Genomic DNA, 21,196 nt, shown 5'->3' with positions numbered 1-21,196 from the left:
CGGGCGGCGAATTCGGCGGCTTCGACATAGGAGGCGGACGCCAGCACGTCCGGGGCGGCCAGGGCAAGGGCCGCAAGCTGCCCGCCGAGCTGACTGAGCCCGTCCGGCGTGGCGGCAGCTACCGCAACCTGAAGGCCCTGGGCTTGCTCGCCCTGAGGGGGCTGCGAGTCGGGGACCGCGAGAAGGTGGGCCGGGCGCGGCAGCCGGCTGCCGGCGTCGTACGCTTTCCCGCCGTACGCCTCACCAAACTGCTCCCCAATGGCCTCCATAACCCCACTCTGCCAGCCACCACTGACAATGAAGACCACCCCAAACCCCTATGTGGAAAACCCGGGAACCTGACCGATCAGCCCGATAAACGCTGCTGGCCGCCGCGTCCCCCAAGGATCGCGACGGCCAGCAAGGTTGTTCAGTTGTAACACACAGTGGTGTCATCCCAATGTCAAGCCGGCGGCCGCTCGTAATGAACGGTGCCGGAGCCGCCTTCAGGACTTCGTGCCGGTCCCATCGGACGTACCAAGATTGGTGGTTTCCGGGTGGGTGCTGTGGGCGGGGATGTGGTCCTCGCCCAGGGCGCCGGCGTCGCCACTTGCGGAAGTGCCGGCCGCGGAAGTGCCAGCGGAAGTGCCGGCCGCGGAAGTGCCAGTGGCGGCCCCGGACGACTGGCTACCGCTGGAGGTGCTGTCGCGGTGCATGGCAGAACCAATCACTGTCCCTGCCCTGCGTGCGGCTTCGCCAAGCTGGTCTGCCACCTCAGGGGCCTTTTCCTTAATGGTTTCCGTTGCCACGGACACCTTGTCCTGGACCGGCTTGCTGTCCCAGATGCCGGCCGCGCGGGCCTTCAGCTTGTCGTAAGCAGCACGGCCGGAGCGCGAGCCGAGGACGTACCCGAAGGCTACGCCCACACCCAAAAGAAGCTTGTTTTTCACGATGAACTCCTGCTCTGCGAGAGGGTTGCGAGAAGGTTGTCAGTCCCGGCCGGGCAGCGGGCGCCCGTTGCCGGAGAAAATGAAAGCCGGCCCGGGGATGATGTCCCCAGGCCGGCTTCCTGGCTTGCCCGTACAGTTATCCGCGGACGCTGCGCTTGGTGACCATGCCGTAAATGGCAAGGACGATCAGCGAGCCGACGATCGCCAGCAGCCACGTCTGGATGGAGAAGAACTCCTGCAGTCCACTGCCGAAGATCATCCCGCCCAGCCAGCCGCCGAGGAACGCGCCAACGACGCCCAGGATCAGGGTGATGAACCAGCCGCCACCCTGCCTGCCCGGGAGGATCGCCTTAGCGATCGCACCAGCAATAAGTCCGAGAATCAGAAATGCAATAAATCCCATTTGTCGCTCTCTTCCTAAGTAAAGGAGGCCCCCATGTTCCGGAGGCACTTCATCCTTCTGGCTCAATAGTAATCATGCTTACTATCTTTTTGCCAACCCCGTTTTTGGAAAAAAGTGCAGTTCAGGCCCGTTTAGTGTCCCGTTTTGTCGGAGTCGTTGCCTGCCCCGGCTCCCTCGTCCAGGATCGATAATTCCGCTAGATCCTGCGGGTCCAGGATGAAATCGAACACGTCCAGGTTATCCGCCATCCGCTCGGGGGAAGCTGTCTTGGGAATCGTTACCAATCCGTTTTGTATGTGCCACCGCAGCACGAGCTGGCCCGGGGTCTTGCCGTGCTTTTCGGCCAGTTGGGAGAGGACAGGGGCGTCCAGCAATCCTGCTCCCGAGCCGCCCAGCGGGCTATAGGACTCGGTAACAATCCCGTGCCGGTTATGGAATTCCCGCTCTGCCGAGCGGGTGATGGCCGGGCTGAGCTGGATCTGGTTTACCGCCGGCACCACGTCAGTCTCCGCCATCAGCCGTTCGAGGTGCGCCGGCTTGAAGTTGGACACCCCGATGGACCGGACCTTCCCCTCAGCTTGCAGCCGCTCAAAAGTCTGCCAGGTGGAGACGTACTGGTCCCTGCCGGGCAGTGGCCAGTGGATCAGCAGCAGGTCCACGTACTCCAGGCCCAGGCGCGCCAGCGATCCTTCCAGGCCCGCCACCGCGCGGTCGTGGCCCTGGAACTCGCCGTCGAGCTTGGTGGTGATGAACAGCTCGCTGCGGTCCACGCCGCAGGCCCGGATGCCGTTGCCCACGCCGCGCTCATTGCCGTACTTCACTGCGGTGTCGATGTGCCGGTACCCGGCTTCCACGGCCTGTACGACGGCGGTCGCGGCCTGTTCGTCGTCCAGCGGCCAGGTGCCAAGACCCAGCTGCGGAATCCTGTTGCCGTCATTGAGTTCGATGAGCGGTGCAAGTGTCATGCCATCAGTCTCCCCTTGTATCGGCCGTCCGGGCATTTACTGCCCGGGATGCGGGAAGGCCCGGAGGATATTGCCGGCGTTGTACTCCAGCGACACCCGGGCCGTACTTGATACCGTATCCGGGTTCTTCTGCTGGGCAAGGAAATCGGCGAAGCGCTGCATCGCCTGGCCAGCCGTGGCCGGGTCGCCGTCCTGGACGGCTTTGGCGGCCTGCTGGGCGCTGGCGCGGAGCTGGCTCGCCACCGGGCCGGAAACGTCGCCGGATTCCACCAGGTCCGCCAGGATGTCCTGCAGGGCCTTGATGCTGCCGGGAAGCCATGCGGCGCGCAGCGGCACGTTGCCGAAGTCCATGTCGGAGGCGAAGTAGAAGTCGGTGTAGGAAGGCTGGTTGTACGTGGTGTTCTGCCGGGCAACCTCGGCACGGTACTGCGGATCGTGCATCAGGGTATAGAGCTTGTGGTCCGTCACTTCGGCGCTCAGATAGATCCGCAGTGCGGAGCTGTCGGCGGTGCGGACCACCAGCTCTTCCCGCCAGTCGCCAAGGATGTCGGCCACCAGGCTGGGGGTTCCCTTGGTGCCATTGTTGGTACGCGTGCCGTCCGCCGTCAGCAGCCGCCCGCGCTTCCAGTCGTCGATGGAAGGCGTCTGGTCGCCTGCTCCATTGACGATCTGCGTGGTCATGTCCGCGGCCCACTTGATGCTCATGTTGGTGCCTGGCGTGTTGCTGGAGAGCTTGCGGCCGTCCGCGGACTGCATGCCGATGGCCCAGTTCTCAATGCCGGGGACGGACGGATCCACATCACCGATCATCCCGCGCCCGGTGTCCTTGCCCGAGTAAGCGCCGAACAGCACCTCGCCGGTGGCTGCATCCCGCATGGCATAGCCGTAGGGCGCATTCGCGGCGCCTTCATGGACGGTGAAGATCTCCTTGCCCGGCCTGCTGGAGTCGATGTCGGTCACATGCATGGCGTCGCCGTGGCCCAGCCGCGCCTCCTCGCCGGGGGCGGCGCTGCCGGTAGGCAGGGTGTCGAACGACGTGTACAAAACCGAGCCGTCGTCGTCGAGCGTTGCCGATCCGTAGACGATCTCCTGCTTCCCGTCGCCGTCCACGTCCGAGGCGCTCAGGGAGTGGAAGCCCTGCGTGGTGAGCTTGCCGTAGGTGGGGTCCGTACCGTCCCGGCCGTGGGGGGAGTCGTTGAACGGGTTGGTCATGGGCGTCCAGCCGGAGTCCACGTTCCAGACGGGGGAGAGGTTGGTTCCGTCCCAGGTGTAGCTGGCCAGAGTGGTGCGGGTGTAGTACCCGCGGGCAAAGACCGCGGCGGGTTTCCGGCCGTCCAGGTAGGCGACGCCGGCCAGGAACCGGTCCACCCGGTTGCCCGGCTCGATGCGCGGCATGGCATAGTCGCCCCACATCAGGCCGTCGTCAGTCCGGCCAGGCGTATAGGCGACGGTCTTCAATTCCTTGCCCGTTGCACCTTCGAACACAGTCAGGTACTCCGGGCCGGACACGACGAATCCTTCAAACGCGCGCAGGTTATTCCGGGCGCTGCGCGACGGGGCGTAGACGTCCATGAAGTAATCAGTCAACGCCTCGGCGTCAGCCTGGGACAGCGGGTACGTGTACTGCGGCGCGATGCCGAAGGCCTCCTCCAGCGTGGCGGGCCAGTGGCCCGCCTTGACCTCCGGGTGCTCCGTCCAGCCCTGGAAGGTTCTCACCATGTGCTGGTAGTAGTCCGCCGCGCTCATGCGGTAGTCGTCCGTGTTGGCGAATCCGGCGTTGATATCGGACTGGAGCATGGTGATGAAGGAGCTGGCCGCCACGCTGCCGTCCGCGTTGAAGCTGGTGCTCCCGGTCCCCGGAGCGGTCTTCATCATCAACTCCGCCCGGCCGTCGCCGTCGAAGTCGTTGACCAGCATTTGCGTGTAGTGGGCGCCGGACCGGATGTTGACGCCCAGGTCGATCCGGCTGAGGAGCGTGCCGTCCGCCTTGTAGGTGTCAACGTAGGTGTTGCCCGTGTAGCCCACCTGCGAGACGTCCTTGGAGTTGTTGGGGTCCCATTTGACGACGAACTCGTACTGCCCGTCACCGTCCACGTCCCCCACGGAGGTGTCATTGGCGGAGTAGGTGTAGGCCTGTCCCGCCGGGGTTACGCCGTCCGCCGGCTTCTTGAGCGGGATGTCCTTGAAGTTGCTGCCCCAGGGGGTGGCGGAGGCGCTGTGGTCCACTTCAACGCCGCCGACGACGGCCCGCACCTGGTAGGCCGACGTTGCGGTTCCGGCCCGGTCCAGGAAGTTCGTGCTGTCCGTCACGGTGGCGAGTTTTTGGCCGTCGCGGTAGACGGTGAAATCCGTGCCGGTAAGGCCGGTGGCGGAGGAACCTGTTGCCTCGTTGCCCAGCAGCCGCCAGCTGAGGAAAACACCCTCGGAAGTGCCCGCAGCCACCAGGCCGCGGTCCAGGTGGTCCAGTTGAATGCCCGGGCTTCCGGGCTTAGGAGAGGGCCCGACGGCGGATGCTGGGGCGGCGAGGCAGCCAACAGTCAGTGCCAGGCCGGCTGCCCCCACGGACAGCAGGCGCACGGGGAGCAGGCGGGCGGAGAGCATTTGTGGATTCATCGATGAATCCTTTCAATTTGAGACGGGAAAACGCTTCCCCAGCAATCTAGCCACGGGGGAGGGGGTAGCGGAAGCCTTGTCTTCTGGCCGCAAAAGCGGTATTTAGAACGTTGTAGAAAGCGGAGGCCCCGCGCCGCCTCGCAGCAAGCCCTCCCTGCCGTTGCCGCCCTCCATACGTTTGCCACCCACGCTGCCCAAGGACGGAACGCCCTTGGGCAGCGTGCCCCGATTCCTGCTCTAGTTGGGCGCCTCCGCCAATTTCCGCTTCAGGATCTTTCCACTTGGCCCCAGTGGGAGTTCTGAAAGAATCTTGACCACGCGCGGGTACTTGTATGCCGCGAGTTGGGCGCTGGCGAAGTCCATCAGCTCGGTCTCGGTGAGACTGGCCCCCGCGTCCAGCACGATGGCGGCCGCGATCTCCTGGCCGTGGACCTCGTGCGGGATGCCGTAGACGGCGGCGCTGACCACGGCCGGGTGGGTCAGCAGGACTTCCTCCACTTCCCGCGGGTACACGTTGTAGCCGTTGCGGATGATCATGTCCTTCTTGCGGTCCACGATGGTGAGGTAGCCGTCGTCGTCCTTGGTGCCAAGGTCGCCGCTGCGGAACCAGCCGTCCACCACGGCCTCCTCGGTGGCCTCAGGCCGGTTGAGGTAGCCCTTCATCAGCAGGTGCCCGCGGATCACCAGTTCCCCGAGTTTCCCGTTGGGCAGCAGCTCGATCCGCTCCGGCACCTCAGGGCGGGCGATTTCGATGTCAACGCCCCAGATTGGGATGCCGATGGTGCCGGGCCGCGGCCGCATGCCCACGTGGTTGAAGGCCGCCACCGGCGACGTTTCCGTCAGGCCATACCCTTCATGGATTTCCACCCCGAAGACGTCGCGGAAACGGTCCATCACGGCCAGTGGAAGCGACGCCCCGCCGGAGATGCCGTACCGCAGCGCGGTGGGCCGGTCCGGCACGGTCTTGGCAGCTTCCAGGAGTGCCACGTACATGGTGGGCACGCCAAGGAAGATGTTCACATCGTGCTTTGCCAGCAGTTTCAGGGCGTCAGGGCCGGTGAAGCGCGGCATCAGCACGATGGTGGCCCCGGCGCGCAGCCCGGTATTGAGGACCACCGTCTGGCCGAAGGTGTGGAAGAGGGGCAGCCCGCCGAACAGGACGTCGCCGGGCCGGAAGTCCATCACGCTCGTGAGCAGGACCGAGGTCTGCTCCACCAGGGCGAAGTGCGTGCCCAGTGCGCCTTTGGGCTTGCCGGTGGTACCCGACGTGTAAAGGATGGTGGCCGTGTCAGATGGCCGGCAGGGTTCGTACGTCCGGATCGGCTCCGCGGCGTCCGCCTCCGCTTCCAGCCGTGGAAACCCGCCGTCGTCGGGCGCCATGACCGTCAGCACATCGACCCCGCTGGCTGAAGCTCCGGCGGCGCCCTCCGTGAGCAGCGGAGCCGCGCAGATCAGCAGCCTGGCGCCGCTGTCCTCGAGGACGTACTCGATCTCCCGGGCCTTGAGCAGGGCGTGCACCGGGACCACGATGGCGCCCAGCGACAGGATGGCGTAATACACCCGTGCGAAGTCCGGGACATTTGGGATCAGGACGGCGACGGCGTCTCCCGGACCAATGCCGCGGGCACGCAAAGCGCCGGCGTAGCCGCGCGTCTGGCGCCAGAGGTCACCGTAGCTGACCTGGTCCTCGCCGACGACGAGGGCAATGCTGTCCGGAGTCCTTTGGGCTGATTCAGCCAGGATCGCTGCGACGGAGATGGTGGCGAAGCCGTCGGCGGAGTTGGTGTTGGTCATGGCCTGCTTCTTTGTCGGGATGGTCATGCTGTGAGGATCAGGGCGTCGCCCTGGCCGCCGCCCCCGCAGAGGGCCACGACGCCGGTGCCCCCACCGCGGCGCTTCAGTGCCAGCGCCTGGTGCAGCACCAGGCGGGCACCCGAGGCGCCCACGGGGTGGCCCAGGGCGATGGCGCCGCCTTCGGCGTTCACGGATTCGGTGTCGATGCCCAGGTCGTTGGCGGACTGGATGAGGACCGAGGCGAAGGCCTCGTTGATTTCCACCAGGTCCAGCTCCTGCACGGTCAGGCCCTGGTCCTTGAGCGCTCGCTCGATGGCGCGGGCCGGCTGGGAATGCAGGGATCCGTCGGGGCCTGCGGTCTGGCCGTGGGCGCCGATCTCGGCAATCCACTCCAGGCCTGCCGCTTCCGCGGCTGCCTTGCTGGCAATGACCAGCGCCGCTGCGCCGTCGGAAAGGGGCGACGACGACCCTGCCGTGATGGTGGCGGTCTCCGCCTTGGAGAACGCGGGGCGGAGCTGCGCCAGGGATTCCGCCGTGGTGTCCGGGCGGATGCCTTCGTCGTGTTCAAGGGTCACGGCGGGTCCCCTGCGCTGCGGTATCTCGATCGGTGCGATCTCCTCCGCCATGATCCCCGCTGCGCGGGCGGCTTCGGCGCGCTGGTGGGAGCGGGCCGCCACGGCGTCCTGCTCTTCGCGGGTAATGCCGCGTTCGGCGTTTCCGGAGTCGGTGGCCTCACCCATCAGCTTCTTGCTCACCGGGTCCTGCAGCCCGTCATGATTCAGGGAGTCCAGCATGGGGGCATCGCCGATGACGACGCCGGCGCGCAGCCCCGGGACCAGGTGTGGTGCGTTGGTCATCGATTCCTGGCCGGCGGCCACAATGAAGTCGGCTTCGCCGGTGCGGATCATGCGGGCGGCGTCGATGACGGCCGTCAGTCCGGACAGGCAGAGCTTGTTGATGGTGATGGTGGGGACGTCCCAGCCGATTCCGGCGGCCAGGCTGGCCTGGCGGGCGGGACCCTGGCCGGCGCCGGCCTGGATGACCTGCCCGACGATGACCGCGCCGATCTGCTCAGGTGCCACGCCGGTGCGTTCCAGCGCGGCGCGGATGGCATGGGCACCGAGTTCACTGGAGGAAAAGGGCGTGAGGCCGCCGCGGAACCTGCCGAACGGGGTGCGTGCACCGCCCAGGATGACGGGGATGTTGGCGTTCTGGTTCAAGAACAGTCCTTTCAAGAGATGATGGGAGGCGGAACTCAAGCGGCAGGGGTCAGGCGAAGGCGGAGGTGCCGGTGATGCCGCGGCCGATAATGAGCGCCTGCATGGTCTCGGTGCCTTCGTAGGTGTGGATGGCTTCGATGTCGGCAAGGTGCCTGGCGACGCGGTTTTCCAGCAGGATCCCGTTGCCGCCCAGCAGGTCACGGGCGTTGGACGCGATGCCGCGGGCGGTCCGGGTGCAGGTGTACTTGACGAGCGATGCTTGCTCCGGGGTCAGTGTTCCGGCTTCATCCAGGCGAGTCATCTGCACCACCAGCAGCTGCATGGTGGCCAGTTCGCTGAGCATCCGGGCCAGCCGTTCCTGGACGATCTGGGATGCGGCCAGCGGCCGGCCGAACTGCTTGCGTTGCTTGGCGTACTGGACGGCCGTTTCGTAGCAGGCGGTGGCATGCCCGACGGCGGACCAGGCCACGCCCAGCCTGGTCGCCAACAGGACCCTGGCTGTGTCCTTGAAGGTGCGTGCGCCCGGCAGGACGTTGTCTTCGGGAACGAAGACATCCTCCAGCCGGATGTGGGCCTGCCAGATGGCGCGGAGGGCAAGTTTGCCTTCGATTTTCGTGGCGGTGTAGCCAGGGGAGTCCTGTGGAACCAGGTAGCCGTGGACCTGGCCGTCATCGCCCCGGGCCCAGACGATGCTCACGCCGCCCACGGAGCCGTTGCCGATCCACTTCTTTTCGCCGTTGAGCAGGAACCCGCCGTCCGTGCGGGTTGCCGTGGTTTCCAGGGCCACCGAGTCGGAGCCGTGCGTAGGCTCGGTGAGGGCGAACGCCGCGTATTCCGTGCCCCTGGCAATTGCCGGCAGCCAGCGTTCCTTCTGTGCCGCGGAGCCACATTCAGCCACCGAACGCAGTGCCAGGCCGCCCTGGACCGCAATCATCGTGGCCACGGAACCGTCGCCCCGGCTGATCTCCATGTTCACCAGGCCGGCAGCCATGCTGCTCATCGGCGCGAAGCCTTCGACTGTGATGCCATCGCGGAGCAGGTCCAGTTCGCCTAGGCGCTTGAGGAGGTGCAGCGGGTACTCGCCGCGTTCCCAGTAGCCGTCGATGACGGGGAGGACCTCAGCCTGGACGAAGGCGCGGGCGCGGTCCCAGTAAACGCGGTCTTCATCGCCGACTCCGGCCAGGATGGACGCCGGGTCCGTCCCGAGGGCCTCGGTCAGGACGTATTCCGGCTCAACCGTGCCGGAAGGGAAACCGGCTGGAATTCCCGTGGTGCGGGTGGGCGCGAGGCTGGGCGACGTCGTCGTCATGTATCTGCATCCTTTGAATCAGCGGCCGCGGAAGGGCCGGGGCCGTGTGGTCTGCACCACACGATCCAAGGATGCTATGAAACGCAGTTCCACGTCAAGAAACTGAGTATCAATGCTGGGAGGTGGCGCCGCTGGGGCTTACGGGAGCGCGTCCCGGACCGCCTGGGCAATCGCGTCCTTGTCGGCGGGGCCGGGAAAGACGGTGACGACGACGGTGGGGGCTGGCTGGGCGGCAGCGGGAACGGGAGCGCCCAGGAGCACGGGCCGGAACGTCTCCGCCAAGGCCTGGAGCTCGGTGGCCAGGGCTGTGGCCCGGTGCCGGTCGGACGAAGCGGTGTCCCCGGCCCCGGGTGCGGCCCGCAGCCATTCCCGCAGGAAGGCGTTATGCACGGCCACTACCGCTGCAGCGAAGGCGACGGCCTTGTATTCGCGCCGGCCGTTCCGGGGCAGCTTGTCATCCAGGTGGTGGAGGAACGCCCGCTCGTAGCGGTGCGAGGTCACCAGCTCCCGGTCCCGGAGGGCGGGAACTGCCTGCAAAAGCCCGTACCGGGCGCGGGAGGTTTGGGGGTTCCGCAGATGGTGGTCGAAGACCAGCAGCGCCGCGTCCGCCACCGCGGCCAGCGGCTCGAGCCTGGATTCGGCCAGCCGTTCGTTGACCTGGTGCAGGATCCGCTCGTGGTCGGCGAAGACAACGTCCTCCTTGGACCCGAACCTGCGGAAGAACGTGCTGCGGCTCATGCCCGAGGCCTCTGCGAGTTCCTCGACGGACGTTGCATCGAAGCCCTGCTTCGCCAGGAGGCCAATGGCTGCCGCAACGGGCCCGTCGGCAGGATGCCCGTCGACGGGACGGCTGGAAGGGGGCGAAGTCATGCGCCGAAATGTAGCACAGCTGCCCTCCGGCAAGCTGGCCTGCCCCGCAAGGCAGCAGGCCAGCTTGTGGCCGGGCTCAGGCGCCCTGCCGCGCCCAGCCGGTCAGCTTGTCGGAAAGCTGCATGTACGCCTCGTTGACCTGCTGCAGCTCCGGGTGGCTGTCGTACCACGCCACGATTTCCCGTGCTCCGTCCGCGAACGGAATGGTGGCGGTGTAGTCCGGAACCAGGGACTTGATCTTGGTGTTGTCGAAGACCACCGAATGGGACCGGTCGCCCAGGAGGTTGGAACCGAGTTCCTGGTCGTGGGCGGCGATGGTTTCGGACGCCACATGCACCAGTTCCGGTTCCCGGACCCCGGCCGCCCTCGCGAAGAGCCGGTAGATCTGGTTCCAGGGCAGGTATTCGCCGGATGTGATGGTGTAGCTCTCGCCCACGGCCTGCGGCCGGCCAAGCAGGCCGACGAACGCCTTGGCAAAGTCCTTGCTGTGCGTCAGCGTCCACAGCGAGGTGCCGTCGCCGTGGACCATGACAGGGAGGCCGTTGCGCATGCGGTGGATGTCCGTCCAGCCGCCCACCATGGCGATCTTGGTGCGGTCGTAGGTGTGCGACGGCCGGACCACCGTCAGCGGGAAGTCGTCCTCCCGGTAGGCCCGGAACAGCAGCTCCTCGCATGCGATCTTGTCCCGGGAGTACTGCCAGAACGGATTCTTCAACGGCGTGGACTCGAGGATGGGCAGCCTGGTGGGCGGCTTCTGGTACGCGGAGGCCGAGCTGATGAAGACGTACTGAGCCGTCCGCTCCCGGAACAACTCCAGGCTGGTTTGCGCCTGGTCGGGAGTGTAGGAGATGAAGTCAGCCACGGCGTCGAACTCCCTCCCGCCCAGCACCTCCCGGACGGAGGCCGCATCGCGGACGTCCGCGTGCAGCACTTCGGCGCCCTCGGGGACAGGGCGGCTGGACTCGCCCCGGTTCAGGATGGTCAGCCGGTGGCCCAGCGCGGCAGCGCGTTCTGCCGCCGCCGCGCTGATGACCCCTGTACCGCCGATGAACAGGATGCTCCTCGGCGCCACCGCATCCGCCGCGAGGCCTACCACGCGTAGTCTTCCGGTGCCGTGCGGTGTCCCGGGAAGATGTCGTCCAGGCGCTTGAGGGCTTCGCCATCGAGTGAGACATCCAGTGCGCGGATGGCGGCGTCCAGCTGTTCCTGCGTGCGTGGGCCCACGATTGGTGCCGTCACTGCGGGCTGGTGCAGGAGCCACGCCAGGGCCACGTCGCCGGGTTCGTGGCCCAGGTCGTCCGCGAAGTCCTCGTACTGGCGGATCTGGTCCTCGTGCTTCTTAAGAGTTTCCAAGGCCCGCCCCTCCGTCCGGCGGACTCCCTGGCGTTCCTTCTTCAGCACGCCGCCCAGCAGCCCGCCCTGCAGCGGCGACCAGGGAATGAGGCCCAGCCCGTACTGCTGGGCGGCCGGGATGACTTCCAGTTCCACCTGCCGGGTGAACAGGTTGTAGATGGACTGCTCGCTGACCAGGCCCTTGTAGTTCCGGCGGCGCGCTGCTTCCTGCGCCTGGGCGATGTGCCAGCCGGCGAAGTTGCTGCTGCCCGAGTACAGGATCTTGCCTTGCTGCACGGCCACTTCGATGGCCTGCCAGATCTCATCCCACGGCGTGTCGCGGTCGATGTGGTGGAACTGGTAAACGTCGATGTAGTCGGTCTGGAGGCGCTTGAGGCTGGCATCGAGTGCGCGGCGGATGTTCAATGCCGAGAGCTTGGACTCGTTGGGCCGGTCCGTCATGGTGCCGTAGAGCTTGGTGGCCAGGACGGTGTGCTCCCGGCGCTCGCCGCCTTTGGCAAACCATCGCCCGATGATCTCCTCTGTCCAGCCTCGGTGGTCGGCGCCGCCGTACACATTGGCGGTGTCGAAGAAGTTGATACCGGCCTCGTGGGCAGAGTCCATGATGCTGTGGGCGTCCGCTTCCTCCGTCTGTGGACCAAAATTCATGGTGCCCAGGCAGAGGCGGGAAACTTTCAGGCCGGAGCGGCCCAAGTGGGTGTACTGCATGAAAATCCTTTCAACGGGGAAGCCTGGCGGGTTGCCGGGTGGGTCTGCCGGGACCTACATCTGGGTGAAGGCTGCGACGGCGGGATCGGAACCGATGCGCGCGCCGGACTCCAGTGCGGTGATGGCGGACAGTTCGTCTTCGGACAGCTTCAGGGACGAGGCCGCGAAGTTTTCCCGGATCCGGCCCGGGTTCGCCGACTTGGGAATGACGATGTTGCCGTTGGCGAGGTGCCAGGCGAGCACCACCTGTGCGGTGCTTGCACTGTGGTCATTCGCGATTTGGGTGACGGCATTTCCGTTCAGGTCCCCGCCTTGCCCCAGGGGGCTGTACGCCTCGACGGCGATACCCAGGCTGCGGCACTTGGCGGCTAGGTCCGCCTGCTGGTAACTGGGGTGAAGTTCGATCTGGTTAACGGCGGGCACGGTTTCCGCGGATTCCAGCAGGGCGTCCAGGTGGTCCGAAAGGAAGTTGGAGACGCCGATGGCACGGATTTCCTTGTTTTCGTACAGCCGCTCCATCTCCTTCCAGGCCTGGACGAAGAGCCCCTGCGAGGGGACCGGCCAGTGGATGAGGTAGAGATCGATGAAGTCCAGGCCCAGGGCCTTGCGGCTGTTCTGGAACGCTTCCTGCGCCCGGCCTTGCTCGCCGTTGCGCAGCTTGGTGGTAACGAAGATTTGCTCGCGGGGGATCCCGGTGGCGGCGAGGGCCGCCCCCACTCCAGCCTCGTTCCGGTAGGCGGCGGCGGTGTCGATGTGGCGGTATCCCGCTTCCAGGGCGTCTTCCACGGTCCGCTGCGTGTCCTCCGGCGGGACCTGGAAAACGCCGAAGCCAAGCTGCGGGATGGTGACGCCGTTGTTGAGTGTCAGCTCTGACATGGTGTGCTCCTTGGAACGTATGGTGCTGGGGAATGATGCCGGCTGCTCGACAAGTGAGGAACCGAAGTGAGAAATCGGTTTCCACCGGCTCACTCCTGAGCCTATGCATTTTCTGCCGGCAAGTCAGCAGGCAAAGCTGTTCCTGTTTTTCCTAGGACTGCCAGTCCTACCTTCGTTGTAGGGCAGGACGCTCAACGCAGGCACAATGGTCTGCATGGGTCAAAGCGCCGAGTTCGGAAAATTCCTTAAAGCCATGCGGTCCCGGTTGAGCCCGGAAGTGGCCGGGGCAGGTCCCAGCACGGGTGCCCGCAGGGTTCCGGGGCTGCGCCGGGAGGAAGTGGCGCGGCTGGCGGGCGTCAGCACCGACTATTACGTCCGGCTGGAGCAGGGCCGCAACATCCACCCGTCACGCACGGTCCTGGACGCCGTTGCCAGGGCCCTCCGGCTGGACAGCAGCGAGCACGCGCACATGCTGGACCTCCTCGAGAACTGCGCGGGTGCTCCCCGTGAACCCGGCGCCAATGCAGCACAGGGTGTCCGCCCGGCACTGCGCCAGCTCCTGGACGCCGTGGGGGAGGTGCCCGCGCTGGTTTTGGGCCGGCGCAATGACGTCCTGGCAGGCAACAGAATGGCCTTCCTGTTGTTCGCCGATTTCCCTGCGCTGCCGCCCGTGGAGCGGAACCTGACCCGCTGGACCATCCTGGACCCCGCGGCGAGGGAACTGTTCAGGGACTGGAAGACGGTGGCGGCCGAAGCGGCAGGCTCCCTCCGCCTCGACGTGGGCCGGCACCCCAACGATCCCCAGGCGAACCATCTGGTGGGCGAGCTGGCGGTCCACAGTGAACACTTCCGCAAGTGGTGGGCCGGGCACCGGGTGGCCACACGTGCTGCGGGCACCGTCCGGCTGCACCATCCCGCTGTGGGGGACCTGGAACTGAACTTTGAGAACCTGGTCCTGCCGGAGGACCCCGACCAGACGCTCCGGGTGTACTCCGCCCGGCCGGGCACGCCGTCGTCGGACGCCTTGGCACTGCTGGGCAGCCTCGGGGCGGCGCCGGATGCTGCACTGGAGCGGGACCCGGCCGCGGTGGCCGAAAGCGGCGGCGCGGCGGGCTGAGCAGTACCTGGACTGCCGTGCCACTGTACATTCGTCCAGCGCAGTGGAGTGATTCTGGCCAGCCGCCCATTGGTGGCGGACCGGGCCTTTCCTAGGGTGGGAGTACCAGTTTTCCCTGCCAGTTCTTATCACCCCAGGATGGTCTCAACGATGAAACGCATCGCCCTGCTGAAGGAGCGCCAGACGTCTGCCGGCGCCGCCTCCACCGCCACCGGTTCGCACTGCCCGGTCTCCGGCCTCTGGAGCCCGGACCTCGACCCGCACACGGTCCTGTCCTTCTTCGAGGGCCATGTCTTCCCGGCCTTCGACGGTGTGCCCACCGTCTGGCGGCGGCGCAGCCCCGGCACCGCAAACTAGGCGTAAAGCACGACTGACCCGCAGCCAACTTCAAGGACATGTTGGCTGCGGGTCAGTCGTGTCTGGCGTTAGTGTTCTTCCAGGCGGAAGCCGATCTTGATGGTGACCTGCCAGTCCGCGATCTTCCCGTCCTCAAGGTGGCCGCGGACCTCCTTGACCTCGAACCAGTCGAGGTTCCGCAGGGTCTTGGAAGCCTGGGCAATTCCGTTGCGGACGGCGTCGTCCACACCCTGGGTGGAGGTGCCGACAATTTCAGAAATGCTGTACGTGTGGTTGGACAACTTCGCTCCTCGTGATCGTCGATGCTCCCGGTTGCGGGCCGTCCCTGAAGCCTAGTAGGACTGCGGGAGCGTTGAACAGGGCCCCGGGCCAATCAAGACCGCAAGGACAACGGGCTACTTGGCTTCCAGGACCAGCTGCCTCAGATCGTCGAGCGTCTGCTGCATGTGCGCATCCATGGCCTGCCGCGACCGGCCGGCGTCGCGGGACTCCAGGGCTTCGGCAATGTTTTGATGGTGTCCGATTGCGTGCTCCTGGATCGCCGGAACTGCCGAGGTCTCGGTCCTGCGCTTTTCCAGCACGCGGTGCAGCGGCTCGAAGAGGACGGAGACGAACACGTTGCCGGACGCGCGCAGGATGACGTCGTGGAAGGCAAGGTCTGCTTCCACGAAGGCCGCGACGTCGTTGATGCTGTGGGCGGCTTTCATCGCCGAAATGTAGTTGAAGAGCGCCGTAATGTCTTCTTCAGCAATCCGTCCCGCGGCCAGTTCGCAGGCGCCCGTTTCGAGCATCCGGCGCAGCTCGATGAGCTGGATGGAGGCGTCGGCGTCGTTCTTGCCCTCGGACGCGGCCCGGAGTACGGCTTCCAGCGAGGCCCAGCGGCTCAAGGGATTGACGAAGGTTCCCCTGCCGCGCTCCACGCTGAGGATGCGCTGGGCCTGCAGTGTCTTCATCGCCTCACGCACGGTCATGCGGCTGACTTCGTGGCGCGCGCTCAGCTCATGCTCGCCGGGGACGATCGAACCGGGCGGAAACTCGCCTTCAATGATGCGGTCCAGCAGCTCGTCGGCCACCACGCCCACCAGTGACTTCCTTGCCATGTTGCCCCCGATCACTCTTTCCGGCCGACGCCTGGCGGATATGTCAGACAAGTGTACTTGCGCGTCCGTATGCTGTGTGCCACACTAATTTTTAAATGCAAGATGTCAGACATCTTACAGTTACCTTTACATCAGGATCCGCGAGCCCGGATCGCTACACAACGGAGTGCACTGTGACGCTTGAAGCAGACGTTCTGGCCGCCTATCCGGCAGACCTTGAGATTCCCGCCGGCGTGGTTGCGGCCTCCCTCGCAGCTTCCAACGCTGCGGTTCCCCGCGTCCTGGTAGCGCTCGACGACGACCCCACCGGCACGCAGTCCGTGGCAGACCTGCCCGTGCTCACCCGCTGGGAAGTGGAAGATTTCACGTGGGCTTTTGCCCAGGGCAAGCCCGCCGTGTATGTCCTGACCAACACCCGAAGCCTTGACCCCGCCGAAGCGGCAGCCCGGAACGAGGAAGTGGTCCGCAACGCCCTGGCGGCAGCCTCCGATGCAGGCGTCCGCTTGGGCTTCGTCAGCCGCAGCGATTCCACCCTCCGAGGCCACTTCCCCCTGGAACCGGACGTCATCGCAGCCACGGTCGCCGAGGTCAGCGGTGAAAAGACCGACGGCGTCGTCCTGGTCCCCGCCTTCCCCGACGCCGGCCGCCTCACCGTTGGCGGCGTCCACCACATGCGCGGCACCGGTGACGCCAAGGGAACCCTGGTCCCCGTTTCCGAGACCGAGTTCGCCAAGGACGCTTCCTTCGGCTTCAGCACCTCCGTCATGGCTGATTACATCGCGGAGAAATCACAGGGCCGGTTCCCCGCGGACTCCGTCATCGTCCTGGACCTCAACATCATCCGCGCCGGATCATCCGCCCAGGACCCTGCCATCTCCGCCAAGGCCATCGCGGACGCCATCGAGCCGGCCACCAACTCAACCCCCATCGTCGCGGACATCGTCACCGAGAACGACTTCCGCGCCCTCGCCCTAGGGCTGGAAGAAGCCGAGCGCCGCGGCAAGAAGCTCCTGTACCGCGTGGGGCCGCCGTTCGTTCGCGGCCGCATCGGCCAGGAAGTCCGCACCGCGCTGACCGCCGAAGAAGCGTACGAGGGCAACACCCCATCAGAGGCCGGCGGCCTGATCGTGGTGGGCTCGCACGTCGGCCTTACCACGCGCCAGCTCAACGTCCTCACCGCGGAACACAGCGCCGCGCGGATCATCGAGATCGACGTCGAGAAACTCCTCGGCGAGGAAAATGAAGCCAAGGCCCACCTGGACCAGACCGTGGACGCCGTCGTCGAGGCCCTCCACATCGGCGACGTCATCGTCCACACCAGCCGCCTGCTCATCAAGACCGACGATCCCGCCGAAAGCCTGCGGATCGCCCGGACCGTCTCCGCCGCCGTCGTGGACGTGGTCAACCGAACCCTGAAGACCTTCCCGCCGCGGTTCGTCATCGCCAAGGGCGGCATCACGTCCTCGGACGTGGCAGCCCACGGCCTGGAGATTCGCCACGCTATCGTCCGGGGCCCGATGCTGCCAGGCATCGTCAGCCTCTGGGAACCAGTGGACGGCCCCGCGAAGGGCATCCCGTACATCGTCTTTGCCGGCAACGTGGGCGACGACGATTCACTCGCCCAGGTCACCCGCAAGCTCAGCAAAAAATTCTGATTTCCACCACCGCAAGAATTCAATGGAGAACACCATGACCAGCAACTACACCGTCACCGTCCTGGGGCTCGGCGCCATGGGCCTGCCGATGGCCACGCGCCTGGCCTCGCAGCTGACCGTCCACGGCTTCGACATCGCAGAGCCCCGCCTGGAGCTCGCCCGCGAAGCCGGCATTGCCACCTTCACCACCGCCCGTGACGCCGCCAAGGGCGCCAACGCAGTGCTCCTGGCCGTCCGCAACGGCGAACAGCTCAACGATGTCCTCTTCGGCGAGAACGGCGTGGCCTCCGTGCTGGAGCCCGGCGCCGTCGTCATCCTCGGCAGCACCGTGGGCACCGACGCCATCCCCGCCACGGTCGCCAAGCTGGCCGAATACGGCGTGGACCTGGTGGACGCGCCGCTGTCCGGCGGCCCCAAGCGCGCCGGCGAAGGCGACCTGCTGATCGTCGTCGGCGCTTCCCCCGAAGCCCGCGAAAAGGCCGCCCCCACCCTGGACCTGCTCGCCTCCACGCTCACTGTAGTGGGCGACAACCCCGGCGACGGCCAGGCCCTGAAGACCGTCAACCAGCTCCTCTGCGGTGTCCACATCGCCGCCGCCGCCGAGGCCCTGGCCCTGGCAGACGCCCTTGGCCTGGACCAGGCCAAGACCCTCGCCGCCCTGGAAGCCGGCGCTGCCGGTTCCTTCATGCTCTCCAACCGCGGCCCCCGCATCCTCGAGGCCTACAACGAGGACGGAGCCGAGGTCCTCTCCCGCCTGGACATCTTCGTCAAGGACATGGGCATCGTGGGCAAGGCCACCCGCGCCGCCGGCCTGGCAGCCCCCGTTGCCGCCGCCGCCGAACAGCTCTACCTGCTGGGCCAGGCCCAGGGCCTCGCCGCCGCCGATGACTCCGCCGTCATCAAGGTGGTCGCGCCCGCCAAGCGCACCAAGTAAGCCACCCCTCCTGCCCTCGCGGCAAAAGGTACGACGACGGCGGTCCCCCCTCCGCCGTCGTCGTACCTCCCAGCGTTGCCGGCGCATTCCCGCAGCGTTTATGCCCCACCCCACCATTCCCTGATGCCGCCCTGCCCCGGGACCGGCACGTCAAAGGAGACATCCCCCTGTGAACCACCTGATGAGCCCGCTGCTGCAGCGGGCGGCCGATGCCCCGGCCATCAAGCCCGCCGTTGAGCTGGGCACCCCGGTACTGCTCACCATCGCAGCGGTGGGCATCGCCATCCTGCTCGTGATGATCATCCGCTTCAAGATCCAGGCCTTCGTGGCCCTGCTCACCGTCAGCATCCTGGTGGCCGTGGCAGCAACCATCCCGCTGCAGGACATCTTCACCGTGGTCTCCAGCGGTGTGGGCAGCACCATGGGCAAGGTGGCCATTTTGATCGCGCTCGGCGCCGTGCTGGGCCGCATGATCGAGGTGTCCGGCGGCGTCCAGTCCCTCGCGGACCACTTCACCCGCAAGCTGGGGGCGCGCCGCGTGGCTGTGGCCCTCACTGCCGTCGGCTTCCTGGTGGCCATCCCCGTCTTCTTCGAGGTGGGCATCATCGTGCTGGTGCCCATCGTGTACGCCTTCGCCAAAATCGCCAAGGTCCACCCGGTGAAGTTCGGCCTCCCCATGGCCGGCATCATGCTCGCCATCCACGTCGCTGTTCCGCCGCACCCGGGAATCGTGGCCGGTGCGGGCGTGCTCGGCGCCGATATCGGGCTCATCGCCCTGATCTCGCTGCTGATCTGCGTGCCCCTGGGCTTCCTGTCCTACTGGGTTGCGTCCATCATGAACCGCAAGGACTATGAGCTGCTGCCGGCCGTGAAGGCCCAGGTGGAGGAGTTCGGCTCCAAGTCACTGGTCAAAGTGGGCCATGACGGTCCCGGTGCCGCCGCCATTGCTCCGCCGCGGCCGGGCCTGATCATCTTCCTGATCGCAGCACCCATCGTGCAGATCCTGCTCGGTACCGTCGGCACCCTCATCCTCCCCAAGTCCCATCCTCTGTACGGCCTCGCAGCCTTCATCGGCAACCCGTTCCTGGCCCTGCTGGTGGCCGTGGCGCTGTCCTTCTTCCTGCTGGCCGTCCGTCGCGGCTGGTCCTTCAAGGAAACCGGCGAGATCTTCGAAGGCTCCCTGCCTCCCATCGCCTCCATCCTGATGGTGGTGGCTGCCGGCGGCGTGTTCGGCAACGTGCTGCAGGTCTCCGGCATCGGCTCCGCGCTGTCCAAGACCCTGGACACCCTCGGCGTTCCGCTGCTGCTGCTCGGCTTCATCATCTCGCTGGCCCTGCGCGCCGCCCAGGGTTCGGCCACCGTTGCCATCGTGACCACCACCGGCCTGCTGTCGGCAGCGGTCAGTGGCGGCGGCTACAGCCCGGCACAGATTGCCGTGATCGTGATCGCCATCGGCTTCGGCGCCCTGGGCCTGTCCCACGTGACGGACGCCGGCTTCTGGGTGGTGGTGCGCTACTACGGCCTCACCGTCTCCGACGGCCTGAAGACCTGGACCGTCCTGACCACCATCCTGGGCGTGGCCGGCTTCCTGCTGACCTTTGTCGCCTGGATCCTGGTGGGAGGTTTGGGCGCCTGATGCAAACCCGCCTGGACCACCTGGTCACCTCCGCCCTCCAGCAGGGTTCCGCAGTGCCGGCCTTCACCTGCTACGACTTCACCACCGCGCTGGCCGTGGTGGGCGCCGCCGAGGAATCCGGCACGGGCGTGATCCTGCTGGTGGCACCCAAGACCGCCGCCACCGCCAACGGCCTCCGGCTCATCTCGGCGCTGCGTGGCCTGGCCGACGCCGCCACGGTCCCCGTCGCGGTGCAGCTTGACCACGCCTCAGACCTCCACGTTATGGCCGACGCCGTCCGGGCAGGGGCGGATTCCGTCCTTGCCGACGGTTCGTCCCTGCCTTACGAGGACAACATTGCGCTGGTCCAGGCTGCCCGTGCCCTGCTGGGTTCCGACGTGGTGCTCGAGGCCGAACTCGGTGGCCTGGCAGGCGACGAGGACCGCGCTTTCGAGGCCGGCCAGCCCGGCGTCGACGTCGCGGGCCTGACCGACTCCGCGCAGGTGGAGGACTTCGTGTCCCGCACCGGCGCTGAACTGCTGGCCGTCGCGGTGGGCAACGTCCACGGCAAGTACAAGGGCGAGCCGAAAATCCGCTGGGACGTCTTGCAGGACATTGCCGCGCGGATCCACATCCCGCTGGTACTCCATGGCGCCTCCGGCATCCCGGCTGAAGAGCTGGTCAAGGCCGCGGCCATGAACGTTGGCAAGGTCAACTTCAACACCGAGCTGCGGACGGGCGTGCTGGCCACCCTCCAGGACCAGCTTCCCGCGCACCGTGCCGACGGCGAAAACCTGCAGGGCCTGCTGGCTCTGTGGAACGAATCGGCGAAGGGCTTCGCCGCCACCACGCTGGCAACGCTGGCGAGGTAGCGGGAACGGAAACTTCCATGAACGGGAGGCTAGGATCAAGCAATGGTCCTGGTCTCCCTTCTTTTTGCCTTCCTTTCCGGCGCGCTGCACGTCTTCATCTTCACCATGGAATCCCTTACCTGGACCCGGCCCGCCACCTGGAAACGCTTCGGGATCGCCTCCCAGGCAGATGCCGAGTCCACAAAGCCGTTGGCGTACAACCAGGGCTTCTACAACCTGTTCCTGGCCGTGGGGGCGTTCATTGGCGTGGGGCTCGTTATGTCTGCCGGTGCGGGATCTTCGCCGGCCGTGGCGGGCTGGACCCTGATCTTCAGTTGCTGCGGTTCCATGCTGCTGGCGGCCGCCGTCCTGGCGTTCACTGGCCGCAAGTACCTCCGCGCCGCGGCAACCCAGGGCACCATGCCGCTGCTCGCCGTCGTCGCCGGCCTGCTGGCAGTGCTTCAGTAGCGGCAGAAGGGGCATAAGTCCTTAAACCCGCGCAGGCAACAGGGGCACAATAGTGCCGT

Annotated in this window: 20 protein-coding genes and 1 pseudogene; 7 read left to right on the top strand and 14 right to left on the bottom strand. The window is 66.5% G+C overall.

The genetic code is table 11. From position 1 onward, the window contains the following. From ACR65J_RS20595 to ACR65J_RS20540, 12 genes and pseudogenes are all read right to left on the bottom strand, one after another. Positions 1-269, bottom strand: a pseudogene (locus ACR65J_RS20595) (HNH endonuclease signature motif containing protein); the annotation flags it as partial. 216 nt (positions 270-485) lie between these two features. Then, the gene (locus tag ACR65J_RS20590; protein WP_440172596.1) at positions 486-929 is read right to left on the bottom strand and encodes a YtxH domain-containing protein; all 444 of its coding nucleotides are present in this window, start codon (positions 927-929) and stop codon (positions 486-488) included. Positions 930-1,065: 136 nt separating this feature from the next. After that, positions 1,066-1,332, bottom strand: a complete 267-nt coding sequence (locus tag ACR65J_RS20585) for a GlsB/YeaQ/YmgE family stress response membrane protein (protein WP_440172594.1) — start codon at positions 1,330-1,332, stop codon at positions 1,066-1,068. A gap of 131 nt (positions 1,333-1,463) precedes the next feature. After that, positions 1,464-2,297 (bottom strand): aldo/keto reductase, encoded by an 834-nt coding sequence (locus ACR65J_RS20580; protein WP_440172593.1) that lies wholly within the window; start codon positions 2,295-2,297, stop codon positions 1,464-1,466. Positions 2,298-2,333: 36 nt separating this feature from the next. Continuing rightward, on the bottom strand, positions 2,334-4,910 hold the full coding sequence (locus ACR65J_RS20575; RefSeq protein ID WP_440172591.1) for a rhamnogalacturonan lyase: 2,577 nt from the start codon (positions 4,908-4,910) through the stop codon (positions 2,334-2,336). A gap of 237 nt (positions 4,911-5,147) precedes the next feature. Next, positions 5,148-6,704 (bottom strand): long-chain-fatty-acid--CoA ligase, encoded by a 1,557-nt coding sequence (locus ACR65J_RS20570; protein ID WP_440172602.1) that lies wholly within the window; start codon positions 6,702-6,704, stop codon positions 5,148-5,150. Between the two features lie 23 nt (positions 6,705-6,727). Continuing rightward, on the bottom strand, positions 6,728-7,924 hold the full coding sequence (locus ACR65J_RS20565) for an acetyl-CoA C-acetyltransferase (RefSeq protein ID WP_440172590.1): 1,197 nt from the start codon (positions 7,922-7,924) through the stop codon (positions 6,728-6,730). A gap of 49 nt (positions 7,925-7,973) precedes the next feature. Further along, on the bottom strand, positions 7,974-9,233 hold the full coding sequence (locus ACR65J_RS20560; protein ID WP_440172588.1) for an acyl-CoA dehydrogenase family protein: 1,260 nt from the start codon (positions 9,231-9,233) through the stop codon (positions 7,974-7,976). Between the two features lie 138 nt (positions 9,234-9,371). Next, on the bottom strand, positions 9,372-10,103 hold the full coding sequence (locus ACR65J_RS20555; RefSeq protein ID WP_440172586.1) for a TetR/AcrR family transcriptional regulator: 732 nt from the start codon (positions 10,101-10,103) through the stop codon (positions 9,372-9,374). 76 nt (positions 10,104-10,179) lie between these two features. Then, positions 10,180-11,199: an NAD-dependent epimerase/dehydratase family protein gene (locus tag ACR65J_RS20550; protein WP_440172584.1), complete on the bottom strand. Its 1,020-nt coding sequence runs from the start codon at positions 11,197-11,199 to the stop codon at positions 10,180-10,182. Further along, positions 11,193-12,164, bottom strand: coding sequence for an aldo/keto reductase (locus ACR65J_RS20545; RefSeq protein ID WP_440172582.1), 972 nt, complete (start codon positions 12,162-12,164; stop codon positions 11,193-11,195). Before ACR65J_RS20545 ends, ACR65J_RS20550 begins: the two co-directional genes overlap by 7 nt. Before the next feature lie 54 nt (positions 12,165-12,218). Further along, on the bottom strand, positions 12,219-13,040 hold the full coding sequence (locus tag ACR65J_RS20540) for an aldo/keto reductase (protein ID WP_440172580.1): 822 nt from the start codon (positions 13,038-13,040) through the stop codon (positions 12,219-12,221). Positions 13,041-13,254: 214 nt separating this feature from the next. Between ACR65J_RS20540 and ACR65J_RS20535 the strand changes: the two genes are divergently transcribed. Then, a complete protein-coding gene (locus ACR65J_RS20535) occupies positions 13,255-14,157 on the top strand; it encodes a helix-turn-helix domain-containing protein (protein WP_440172578.1) in 903 nt (300 codons plus the stop codon). A 150-nt stretch (positions 14,158-14,307) separates the two neighbouring features. Then, positions 14,308-14,514 carry a hypothetical protein gene (locus ACR65J_RS20530; RefSeq protein ID WP_440172576.1) on the top strand — a complete coding sequence of 69 codons (207 nt, stop codon included), beginning with the start codon at positions 14,308-14,310 and terminating at the stop codon, positions 14,512-14,514. 68 nt (positions 14,515-14,582) lie between these two features. Here ACR65J_RS20530 and ACR65J_RS20525 read toward each other — a convergent pair whose 3' ends face one another. Next, the gene (locus ACR65J_RS20525) at positions 14,583-14,795 is read right to left on the bottom strand and encodes a dodecin (RefSeq protein WP_141158437.1); all 213 of its coding nucleotides are present in this window, start codon (positions 14,793-14,795) and stop codon (positions 14,583-14,585) included. Positions 14,796-14,909: 114 nt separating this feature from the next. Then, complete coding sequence (locus ACR65J_RS20520; protein WP_440172574.1) at positions 14,910-15,614, bottom strand: FadR/GntR family transcriptional regulator; 705 nt, start codon at positions 15,612-15,614, stop codon at positions 14,910-14,912. 173 nt (positions 15,615-15,787) lie between these two features. Between ACR65J_RS20520 and ACR65J_RS20515 the strand changes: the two genes are divergently transcribed. From ACR65J_RS20515 to ACR65J_RS20495, 5 genes are all read left to right on the top strand, one after another. Then, the gene (locus ACR65J_RS20515) at positions 15,788-17,269 is read left to right on the top strand and encodes a four-carbon acid sugar kinase family protein (protein WP_440172572.1); all 1,482 of its coding nucleotides are present in this window, start codon (positions 15,788-15,790) and stop codon (positions 17,267-17,269) included. Positions 17,270-17,303: 34 nt separating this feature from the next. Further along, positions 17,304-18,203, top strand: a complete 900-nt coding sequence (locus ACR65J_RS20510; protein WP_440172571.1) for an NAD(P)-dependent oxidoreductase — start codon at positions 17,304-17,306, stop codon at positions 18,201-18,203. Positions 18,204-18,372: 169 nt separating this feature from the next. Then, the gene (locus ACR65J_RS20505) at positions 18,373-19,839 is read left to right on the top strand and encodes a GntP family transporter (RefSeq protein ID WP_440172569.1); all 1,467 of its coding nucleotides are present in this window, start codon (positions 18,373-18,375) and stop codon (positions 19,837-19,839) included. Further along, entirely contained in the window at positions 19,839-20,690 is an 852-nt protein-coding gene (locus ACR65J_RS20500; protein WP_440172568.1) for a class II fructose-bisphosphate aldolase, read from the top strand. The genes ACR65J_RS20505 and ACR65J_RS20500 overlap by 1 nt, the downstream gene beginning before the upstream one ends. A 42-nt stretch (positions 20,691-20,732) precedes the next feature. After that, positions 20,733-21,137 (top strand): DUF1304 domain-containing protein, encoded by a 405-nt coding sequence (locus ACR65J_RS20495; protein ID WP_440172566.1) that lies wholly within the window; start codon positions 20,733-20,735, stop codon positions 21,135-21,137. Positions 21,138-21,196 lie beyond the last annotated feature (59 nt).

This window comes from Arthrobacter sp. SAFR-044 (assembly GCF_059414985.1).
This window is presented reverse-complemented; position numbering and strand designations above follow the sequence as displayed.